Genomic DNA, 8,964 nt, shown 5'->3' with positions numbered 1-8,964 from the left:
GGTCGGGGCCGCGCCGGGGGGTGTCCGTCCTCGGAACGGCGCGATGGGGCGCCGTACCGACTGACTGTCCGTTGACGCGCCAACCGCTGCGGGCGGACACCCCCCGACACGACCCCTTGCGTACGACGGCGGGTGCGGGCGCGCCTAGCTGCGGGCATGCGTGCCGCTGGGGGCGATGGGGGTCCCCCTGCTCGAGCGAAGCCGAGAGCTTGGGGGAGGGTGGGCGCAGCGGCACCCCGCTGCGCCGGGCTGCGGCCCCACCCGGCCTCAGCACCCACGCCGAGGACCCGCTACGCAGGGTCGCGTGCCCACCCGGCCTCGAAACCGGCGCCGGGTGTCTACAGGCTGACTCCGACCGTCACCGGCTCGTTGACCAGGGTGATTCCGAAGGCCTCGTGGACCCCGGCCACGACCTCGCGGGCCAGGGCGAGGAGATCCTCGGTGGTCGCACTCCCCCGGTTCGTGAGTGCCAGCGTGTGCTTCGTGGAGATGCGGGCCGGACCGTCGCCGTAGCCCTTGGTGAAGCCGGACTTGTCGATCAGCCAGGCCGCGGAGGTCTTGGTACGGCCCTCACCGGCCGGGTATGCCGGGGGCTCCACCCCGTCGCCAAGCCGGTCGCGGACGCGGGCGCGGAACGTCTCGAAGTCCGTGTCCGTGAGGATCGGGTTGGTGAAGAAGGAGCCGGCCGACCAGGTGTCGTGGTCCTCTGGGTCGAGGACCATGCCCTTGCCGGCTCGCAGCTTGAGCACCGTCTCGCGGGCCGAGGCGAGGGGGACGCGGTCGCCCGCTTCCACCCCGAGGGCCCGGGCGGTCTCGGCGTAGCGCAGGGGCGCGGAGAGGCCCTCGGCGTCCTCCAGGGAGAAGCGCACGCGCAGGACCACGTACCGCTCGGGGTCGGACTTGAAGCGGCTGTGGCGGTAGGAGAAGGCGCAGTCCTCGTTGGCCAGGGTGACCGTCTCACCGGTGCGGCGATCGTAGGCGACGACCTCGGTGATCGTCGAGGAGACCTCCTGGCCGTAGGCCCCGACGTTCTGGATGGGGGTCGCGCCCGCCGAGCCGGGGATGCCGGCCAGGCACTCGATGCCGGCCAGGCCCGCCTCCACAGTGCGGGCGACGGCGTCGGTCCAGACCTCGCCGGCCGCGAGCTCCAGGTTCGTGCCGTCGAGGGAGTAGCCCTTGGTGGCGAGGACGAGGGCGGTGCCCTCGAAGCCCTTGTCGCCGATGACCAGGTTCGAGCCGCCGCCGATGAGCAGCAGCGGGGTGCCCGCCTCCTCGGCTTCCCGGACGGCGGCGATCACCTCGTCGTCCGTCGTCGCGGTGACCAGCCGGGTCGCGGGGCCGCCCAGCCGGAAGGTCGTCAGCGGGGCGAGGGGGGCGTCGTGGAGTTCCTGCACGGGCTCAAGAGTACGAGACGGCACTGACGGGGTCGGGCACGCGTGCGTGCGGCCCCGTTCCGCGGGGGGAGCGGGACCGCACGCGCGCGTGGGCTGTCAGGGCAGGCGGCGGAGTGCCTCGGACCAGGAGATCGGGAGGTCCTCGCTGCTCGCCTGCCAGGTGGTGAAGGCCGAGTCCCTCATCTGCGGGGCGAGGCCTTGGGAGGAGGGGCCGTGGGCGCCCGCGCGGACGAAGGCGTGGAGCGCGTCCTTGGACTCCCAGGCCGACAGGGTCCAGAAGGTCCGCTTCAACGGCTTCGCCCTCAGGGTGGCCCCGTAGGCGCCGGGGCTGCGGCGGATCTGCCGCCAGACGGCGGGCGTCCCGGCGAGGAACTTCAGGGCTCCCCACAGCGTGCGGGTCTCGAAGCGGGAGGCGAAGACGTGCACCTCGGTGTCACGGGGCGGGGTGTTCGGGACGGTCCAGGGAAGGGTGGGCATGCCACTTCTCCTTGTTCGGGTCCTTCGGGGTCAGTGAGCGGCCGTCTCCAGCACCGGTGCCGGCTCGGCCGGGTCCTCCTGCCGCTCCGCACGCCGCCGGGTCGGTATCAGCAGGGCGGCGATGCCGGCGAGGGCGACCACCGCGGAGCCCGTCACCAGGGCGGGCCGCATGCCGTCGACGAAGGTCTGGCCGGTCTCGTAACCGCCCTGGGCGGCGAAGATCGACGCCATGACGGCGATGCCGAGCGCCCCGCCCACCTCGCGCAGCGCGTTGTTGGCCCCGGAGGCGATGCCCTGCTCCGACGGCCGCACGCTGGACATCACCAGGTGCGAGGCGGGGGCGAAGTACAGCGCCATGCCGATGCCGCTGACGATCAGGGCGGGCAGCTGCGAGCCGTAGGAGGCGTCGGTCGTGGCCACCACCGCCATGTAGCCGAGGCCGAGGGCCTGCAGGAAGAGGCCCGTGGCGACGACCGGGCGGCCGCCGATGCGGTCGGCCAGGATGCCGGCGATGGGGGCGACCAGCATCGGCATGCCGGTCCAGGGCAGCATCCTGAGGCCCGCCTCGGTGGGCGAGTAGCCGAGGACGCCCTGCATGTACTGGCTGAGCAGGAAGATCGAGCCGAACATGCCGAGGAACATCAGCAGGCTCGCCGCGTTGATGCCGGCGAAGGCGCGGGAGCGGAACAGCCGCATCGGGAGCATGGGGTTCTTGGCGCGGGTGCTGTAGAGGATGAAGCCGGCGAGCAGTGCGGAGCCCGCGAACAGGCCCGTCAGCACGAGGGATCCGGTCCAGCCGTCGACGGGGCCGCGGACCAGGCCGTAGACGATGCCGAAGAGGCCGCCGCTGGCGAGCAGGGTGCCGGGGACGTCGAGCGGGGCTCCGGTGCCGTGGGACTCGGCGAGGCGCAGCCGCGCGAGCGGCAGCAGGGCCAGGCCCAGCGGGACGTTCAGCCAGAAGATCCACTGCCAGGAGATGTGTTCGGTGAGGGTGCCGCCGACGAGCGGCCCCGAGGCGACGGCGAGTCCGTTGACGGCGCCCCAGATGCCGTACGCCATGCCGCGCTTGGCGACGGGCACGGCGGCGGTCAGCAGGGTGAGCGTCAGTGGCATCATCACGGCCGCGCCGACGCCCTGGATCGCGCGGGCGGCGATGAGGGAGTCGATGCCGGGTGCCATGGCCGCGGTGGCGGAGGCGCCGGTGAAGACGGCGAGTCCGGCGATGAACAGCCGGCGGCGGCCGAAGCGGTCGCCGAGGGCCGCGCCGAACATCAGCAGGACCGCGAAGGTGAGCGTGTAGGCGCTCACGGTCCATTCCAGGTCGTGCAGGCCGCCGCCGAGGTCCTCGCGGATGGAGGGCAAGGCGGTGGTGACGACGAGATTGTCGAGGGCCGCCATGAATCCGGCGACGCTGGTGATGACGAGGGCCCAGGCGGCTCCCCCGCGACGTGCGGTCTGTTGTGACATCGCTCCCCCATGGAGTGTGTGCCGTGATCGATTAGTTATTGATTACTAACTTTCGAGGTCATGAAAGAGGTCATACAAGAGCTCATGAAGGGGCCCCTGCCTCCTCGCCCTGACGTGTCAGCCGTCGGGCTCCGACGGACTCAGTCCCGCCCAGACCCGGTGATCGGCCGGGAAGCCCATGGCCACCAGGCAGTTGATGAGCATGCCCTGGGCGAGGAACGTCGTCGTCTCATGCGCGTCGGCGCCGAGCGGCAGGTGGATGGTGTCCCACAGTCGCATCCAGCCCGTGCGCACGGCTTCGCCGAACTCGCGGTCCCCCTCCTCCTCGGCTGCCGCCACGGCGAGGTACATCTGCATCTGCATCATCAGCCGCTCGGGCTGTTCGGAGATGGCCTCGACGTACGCACCGCCCATGGCGTGGCGGGCCTCTTCGCCCTCCAGCCCCTCGGCCGCCTCCGCGAACATCCGGATGGTGTCCTCGACGCACCGCTCGGCCGCCGCCAGGAAGATCGCCTTCTTGCCCGGGAACAGGCGGAAGAGATACGGCTGCGAGACGCCGACCCGGCGGGCGATCGCCTCGGTCGACGTGCCGTGGTAGCCACCGCGGGCGAACTCCGTCGTCGCCGCCCGGATGACGCTCTCACGCCGCTCTTCCGCACTCATCCTTGCCATGCAATCGAAGTTAGTGCTCAATCACTAACTATGTCAAGCGATCGCCTGCGCGTGCCCGGGTGCCAGGGGGAGCCACTCCACGCGTAAGGGGCGCCCCGTCCAGGAGAGCGCCCCTCACATCGCGTTTTACGGCCGTGTCAGGCCAGTCGTACGACGGCCCTGGACATGCCCAGGACCTTCTGCCCGGCGCAGGTCGCGGTCAGGTCCACGCGGACGGTGTTGTCGTCGAGCAGGGCGGCGACCTTGCCGGCCACCTCGATCACGGCGCCCTGATCGTCGTTCGGGACGACGACGGGCTTGGTGAAGCGGACGCCGTACTCGACGACCGCGCCCGGGTCGCCGGTCCAGTCGGTGACCACACGGATCGCTTCGGCCATGGTGAACATGCCGTGCGCGATGACGTCGGGCAGGCCGACCTCCTTGGCGAACTTCTCGTTCCAGTGGATCGGATTGAAGTCGCCGGAAGCGCCCGCGTACCGGACGAGGGTGTCGCGGGTCACGGGGAAGGTCTGCGCGGGCAGTTCGGTGCCGACCTCGACGTCGGCGTAGGAGATCTTCGCGGTCATGGGGTCGCTCACGCCTCCTCGGCCGCGCGGGCCACGAGCTTGGTCCAGGCGGTCACGACGTGCTCGCCGGCCTCGTCGTGCACCTCGCCGCGGATGTCGACGATGTCGTTGCCCGCGAGGGACTTGATCGCCTCGATCGTCGAGGTGACCGTGAGCCGGTCGCCGGCGCGGACCGGGCGGCGGTAGGCGAACTTCTGGTCGCCGTGCACCACACGGCTGTAGTCGAGGCCGAGCTGCGGGTCCTGGACGACCTCACCGGCGGCCTGGAAGGTGATCGCGAAGACGAAGGTCAGCGGGGCGATCACATCGGGGTGACCGAGTGCCTTGGCGGCCTCCGCGTCCGTGTACGCCGGGTTGGCGTCCCCGACCGCCTCAGCGAACTCGCGGATCTTCTCCCGGCCCACCTCGTAGGGCGCGGTGGGCGGGTACGTCCGCCCCACGAAGGACTGGTCGAGCGCCATGGCTCGGTACCTCCTGGTAGCTCTACTGACCGGTACGGGTCCCTCAACGACGCGAGGCCGCCCCCGATCTCTCGGGAACGGCCTCGTGTACGAGCCTGAATTATCGCGTTTCGCGGTGCGCGGTGTGCGCGTTGCAACGCGGGCAGTGCTTCTTCATCTCGAGACGATCCGGGTTGTTACGCCGGTTCTTCTTGGTGATGTAGTTCCGCTCCTTGCACTCCACGCAGGCCAGCGTGATCTTCGGGCGGACGTCGGTGGCAGCCACGTGAGTGCTCCTAAGACGAACGGATGGACTGATTCAACGCAAGAAAGAGTAGCCGATCGAAGGACCGACCCCGCAATCGGCTACTGTCAGTAGCGGTGACCGGACTTGAACCGGTGACACAGCGATTATGAGCCGCTTGCTCTACCGACTGAGCTACACCGCTTTGATGTGGTCCGGACCCCGCCTCGCGACGGGAGCCAGTCACACCAGAGCCCCAAAACGGAATCGAACCGTTGACCTTCTCCTTACCATGGAGACGCTCTGCCGACTGAGCTATTGGGGCGAGCGATGAAGACATTACACGCTCCGCCGCCGTTCACCCAAATCCGTTTCGAGGCACCCACCCCGGGCGCCCGGCCCGTCCTCCCGTCAGCCCCGTGAGGCGCCTCCCGCCCCGCGAGCGGACCACGCCGGTACGACTATTGCGCTCCTCCCGGCCACGGACGGGAGGCCGTCCTAGGCTCGTCTCACTCTGCGTGATCACGCGTCCTCCCGCGCGCAGCCCGAGCCCCTGGAGTGCGATGCCCGACAGCCGGCCGCAGCCCCCACCGCCCCCGTCGTCCTCGCCCGGCCCGGCGGACCCGTCCTCGCTGCTGCTGTGCGGTGCGCGGCTCACCGACGGCCGGACCGTGGACGTGCGGCTGGGCGGCGGGCGCATCGAGGCGGTCGGCACGGCCGGCAGCCTGGGAGCGGGCGGCACGCGAGCGTGCCGAGCGCGGGTGGACCTCGGCGGCTATCTGCTGCTGCCGGCCCCGGCCGAGCCGCACGCCCACGCCGACACCGCCCTGTCGGCCGACGCCGAGGGTCCTGTCTCCTACGAGCCGCAGGCCGTGCAGCGCCGGGCGACGGAGGCCGCGCTGCTCCAGCTCGGGCACGGCGCGACGGCGATGCGGGCGCACGTGCGCGTGGGGGACGTCCATGGGCTGGGCGCGCTGACGGCCGTGCTGCAGGCGCGCCGAGCCCTGCGCGGGCTGGCGGAGCTGACGACGGTGGCGATGCCCCGGGTGCTGACCGGGGTCGCCGGCGCCGACGGACTGGCGATGCTGCGGGACGCGGTGAAGATGGGCGCCTCGGTGGTGGGCGGGCGGCCGGACCTCGACCCGGATCCCACGGGGTACGTGGAGGCAGTCCTCGAGCTGGCCTCCGAACACGGCTGCCCCGTCGACCTGCACACCGACGCCGGAGACCCGGCCCGGCTGGCCCGGCTCGCTGCGATGGCGGGCGGGCTGCGCCCCGGCGTGACCCTCAGCCCGTGCGGCGACCTCGGCCGGCTCCCCTCCGAGGTGGCCTCGCGGACGGCCGACCAACTCGCGGCGGCCGGAGTGGCGGTGGTGTGCCTGCCGCAGAGCGGCTGCGGCGGCGTCGACCGTCGGGGGGCGGCTCCGGTACGGCTGCTGCGCGCGGCCGGAGTGCGGGTGGCCGCCGGGAGCGGGGCGCTGCGGGACGTGTCCAACCCGGTGGGGCGCGGCGACCCGCTGGAGGCGGCCTTCCTGCTGGCCTCGCGCTACGGCTTGCCGCCCGAGGAGGCCTACGACGCGGTGAGCACGTCGGCGCGGGAGGTGCTGGGGCTGCCCGAGGTGCGGGTGGAGGCGGGATTCCCGGCCGAGTTGCTCGCGGTGCGCGGGGAGCGGCTCGCGGGGGTGCTGTCGCTGGCGTACAGCCGGATCGTCGTGCACCAGGGGCGCGTGGTGGCGCGGACCAGCGCGGTGCGGGAGTACTGCAGTTCGGCGACTTCGGCGACTTCGGCGGAGCTGGGGCTGCCGCGGCAGGGGCGGGGTGACGTGCCGTAGGGCGGGAGCGGGGACGGGAGCGGGGGGAAATCGGAGCAGCGTCGTAGCTGCTGCGGCGGGAGCGGGAATGGGAGAACCGTCGTAGCGGCTGCGGCGGGAGCGGGGCGGAGTGCCGTGGGGCCTGCGGCGTGGTGCGGGCGAAGTCGTGCGGCGGGTGGTGGTGTCCAGGCGTACGGTCGAAGGCATGCGCATTGTCATCGCTGGTGGTCATGGTCAGATCGCGTTGCGGCTGGAGCGGCTGCTCGCCGCGCGCGGGGACGAGGTCGCGGGGATCATCCGCAAAGCCGAGCAGGCCGAAGATCTGCGGGAGGCCGGTGCCGAACCGGTCGTGCTCGACCTGGAGTCGGCGTCCGTGGACGAGGTCGCGGAGCGGCTCAGGGGCGCCGACGCGGCGGTCTTCGCGGCGGGCGCGGGCCCGGGCAGCGGGGTGGCCCGCAAGGAAACGGTGGACAAGGCCGCGGCCGTCCTCTTCGCGGACGCGGCGGTGCAGGCGGGCGTACGGCGCTTCGTGATCGTGTCGTCCATGGGCGCCGACCCGCGCCACCAGGGGGACGAGATCTTCGACGTGTATCTGCGCGCCAAGGGCGAGGCGGACGCATACGTGCGCGGCCTCGACGCCCTGGACTGGACGGTCCTGCGCCCCGGCCAGCTCACCGACGACGCCGGCACCGGCCTGGTCCGCCTGGAGGCGCGTACGGGCCGCGGCCCGATCCCGCGCGACGACGTGGCCGCCGTACTCGCGGAGCTGGTGGACACCTCCGCGACGGCCGGGCTCACTCTGGAGCTGATCAGCGGGTCGACGCCGGTGTCGGTGGCGGTGAAGTCGGTGGCGGGGAACTGACGCCGGTGGCCGGTCGCCCGGTCGGGCCGGCCTAGAACAGGGGCAGTTGGCCGGGGAAGTCCGGGACCGTGTAGCCGTCCAGCGAGGGCTGTTCGGGGCCCGGGCGGGCCTGGCGGCGGGAGCCGGGGCATGAGGTGAGTTCGCCGTGCTCACGGGCGCCGGGCGGGTCGTGGCGCGCGTACCGCCCGGCGACGACGGCGATCTCGCGGCGGCACTCGGGGCAGACTCTGCGGCGGGAGGACATGGGGCAAGTGTGCCGCGCGGCGGGGCCGGACATGCCTCTCCCCTGCGAGCCGCCCCTGTGCAGGGCGCCGCATCACCCGCGATCCGGTTACTTAAGTCAATCAATTGGACCTGGCGCGGTCGGGTCGCGCTGTCCCTTGACGTCCCTACGGGCAGCCGCAGGCCTCCACGATCGTCGTGGCCGGTGAATCGGTGGCGTACGACGTGCTGCTGAGCGGCACCAGCGGCCTCGCCGATGTGGTGCGGTCCACGGACGGCGGGACACCGGTCGCCGGGGCCGTGGTCATCGTGACGGACGTACGCGGGGAGGTGCCTGCCACCCGACGGCCGGACGTCTGGGCGAGTTCACGGTCACCGACCTCGTGCCGGGGCCGGTGCCCCTCGCGGTCAACTCCCCCAAGCACCGGCCCCTGGCCCAGGTCGTCGAGATCGGCGCGGCCGGGACCACCCGGGTCGAACTCGGCCTGCGGCCCGGCGCGCAGGTGCGAGGCACGGTGCGCGGCGGGGGCGCGCCGCTGAGCGACGCGCGTGTGACGCTGGTGGACGCGGCGGGCAACGTGATCGCCGCGACGCGGATCGGCCCCGACGGTGCGTACGCTTTCTCCGACCTGGACACCGGCGCGTAGACCGGCGCGTGCACGGTCATCGCGACTGGCTCCCCCCCCCCGTTATGTTCTTCGCGGTCCTGCAAGAGGGCCGCTGGCCTCCGGGCCCGGCATGACTGTTCCCCCCTGTCGAACCGATGACCTGGGGGGTGGTGTCACCGGGCCCGAGAGGCGCCGTTGGAG

Annotated in this window: 10 protein-coding genes, 2 tRNA genes and 1 pseudogene; 3 read left to right on the top strand and 10 right to left on the bottom strand. The window is 72.2% G+C overall.

The features are described 5' to 3' along the window. Nucleotides 1-338: 338 nt before the first annotated feature. The 9 genes from K4G64_RS36795 to K4G64_RS36755 form a co-directional block, all read right to left on the bottom strand. Entirely contained in the window at nucleotides 339-1,394 is a 1,056-nt protein-coding gene (locus tag K4G64_RS36795) for a UDP-N-acetylmuramate dehydrogenase (RefSeq protein WP_221760226.1), read from the bottom strand. Nucleotides 1,395-1,490: 96 nt separating this feature from the next. Beyond that, nucleotides 1,491-1,871 carry a DUF3291 domain-containing protein gene (locus K4G64_RS36790; protein ID WP_221760225.1) on the bottom strand — a complete coding sequence of 127 codons (381 nt, stop codon included), beginning with the start codon at nucleotides 1,869-1,871 and terminating at the stop codon, nucleotides 1,491-1,493. A gap of 30 nt (nucleotides 1,872-1,901) precedes the next feature. Next, complete coding sequence (locus K4G64_RS36785; RefSeq protein ID WP_221760224.1) at nucleotides 1,902-3,338, bottom strand: MFS transporter; 1,437 nt, start codon at nucleotides 3,336-3,338, stop codon at nucleotides 1,902-1,904. Nucleotides 3,339-3,455: 117 nt separating this feature from the next. Beyond that, nucleotides 3,456-4,010 (bottom strand): TetR/AcrR family transcriptional regulator, encoded by a 555-nt coding sequence (locus K4G64_RS36780; protein WP_221760223.1) that lies wholly within the window; start codon nucleotides 4,008-4,010, stop codon nucleotides 3,456-3,458. Nucleotides 4,011-4,147: 137 nt separating this feature from the next. Then, the gene (locus tag K4G64_RS36775; RefSeq protein ID WP_221760227.1) at nucleotides 4,148-4,576 is read right to left on the bottom strand and encodes a MaoC family dehydratase; all 429 of its coding nucleotides are present in this window, start codon (nucleotides 4,574-4,576) and stop codon (nucleotides 4,148-4,150) included. An 8-nt stretch (nucleotides 4,577-4,584) separates the two neighbouring features. Further along, a complete protein-coding gene (locus tag K4G64_RS36770; protein WP_221760222.1) occupies nucleotides 4,585-5,037 on the bottom strand; it encodes a MaoC family dehydratase N-terminal domain-containing protein in 453 nt (150 codons plus the stop codon). 100 nt (nucleotides 5,038-5,137) lie between these two features. Then, a complete protein-coding gene (rpmG, locus tag K4G64_RS36765) occupies nucleotides 5,138-5,302 on the bottom strand; it encodes a 50S ribosomal protein L33 (protein ID WP_003948671.1) in 165 nt (54 codons plus the stop codon). A 90-nt stretch (nucleotides 5,303-5,392) separates the two neighbouring features. Next, nucleotides 5,393-5,465: transfer RNA gene (locus tag K4G64_RS36760), tRNA-Met, on the bottom strand. A 47-nt stretch (nucleotides 5,466-5,512) separates the two neighbouring features. Beyond that, nucleotides 5,513-5,585, bottom strand: a tRNA-Thr gene (locus tag K4G64_RS36755). 238 nt (nucleotides 5,586-5,823) lie between these two features. On the opposite strand from K4G64_RS36755, the gene K4G64_RS36750 reads away from it, so the two are divergent. Continuing rightward, a complete protein-coding gene (locus K4G64_RS36750; RefSeq protein WP_221760221.1) occupies nucleotides 5,824-7,092 on the top strand; it encodes an amidohydrolase family protein in 1,269 nt (422 codons plus the stop codon). Nucleotides 7,093-7,276: 184 nt separating this feature from the next. Continuing rightward, on the top strand, nucleotides 7,277-7,933 hold the full coding sequence (locus tag K4G64_RS36745; RefSeq protein WP_221760220.1) for an NAD(P)H-binding protein: 657 nt from the start codon (nucleotides 7,277-7,279) through the stop codon (nucleotides 7,931-7,933). 31 nt (nucleotides 7,934-7,964) lie between these two features. Here K4G64_RS36745 and K4G64_RS36740 read toward each other — a convergent pair whose 3' ends face one another. Next, nucleotides 7,965-8,177: a hypothetical protein gene (locus tag K4G64_RS36740; protein ID WP_030839769.1), complete on the bottom strand. Its 213-nt coding sequence runs from the start codon at nucleotides 8,175-8,177 to the stop codon at nucleotides 7,965-7,967. Nucleotides 8,178-8,329: 152 nt separating this feature from the next. Between K4G64_RS36740 and K4G64_RS36735 the strand changes: the two are divergent. Then, a pseudogene (locus K4G64_RS36735) lies at nucleotides 8,330-8,799 on the top strand (collagen binding domain-containing protein); the annotation flags it as partial. Nucleotides 8,800-8,964: the final 165 nt, after the last annotated feature.

This window comes from Streptomyces sp. WAC04114 (assembly GCF_019733245.1).
GTDB lineage: Bacteria > Actinomycetota > Actinomycetes > Streptomycetales > Streptomycetaceae > Streptomyces > Streptomyces massasporeus_A.
Note: the sequence above shows the minus strand (reverse complement) of the source record. Positions and strands in the feature narration are given on the sequence as shown.

Coding starts and splice junctions, on each gene's coding strand:
- K4G64_RS36790 (WP_221760225.1), bottom strand. CDS start 1,871: ATGCCCACCCTTCCCTGGACCGTCCCGAACACCCCGCCCCGTGACACC.
- K4G64_RS36785 (WP_221760224.1), bottom strand. CDS start 3,338: ATGTCACAACAGACCGCACGTCGCGGGGGAGCCGCCTGGGCCCTCGTC.
- K4G64_RS36780 (WP_221760223.1), bottom strand. CDS start 4,010: ATGGCAAGGATGAGTGCGGAAGAGCGGCGTGAGAGCGTCATCCGGGCG.
- K4G64_RS36775 (WP_221760227.1), bottom strand. CDS start 4,576: ATGACCGCGAAGATCTCCTACGCCGACGTCGAGGTCGGCACCGAACTG.
- K4G64_RS36770 (WP_221760222.1), bottom strand. CDS start 5,037: ATGGCGCTCGACCAGTCCTTCGTGGGGCGGACGTACCCGCCCACCGCG.
- K4G64_RS36750 (WP_221760221.1), top strand. CDS start 5,824: ATGCCCGACAGCCGGCCGCAGCCCCCACCGCCCCCGTCGTCCTCGCCC.
- K4G64_RS36745 (WP_221760220.1), top strand. CDS start 7,277: ATGCGCATTGTCATCGCTGGTGGTCATGGTCAGATCGCGTTGCGGCTG.
- K4G64_RS36740 (WP_030839769.1), bottom strand. CDS start 8,177: ATGTCCTCCCGCCGCAGAGTCTGCCCCGAGTGCCGCCGCGAGATCGCC.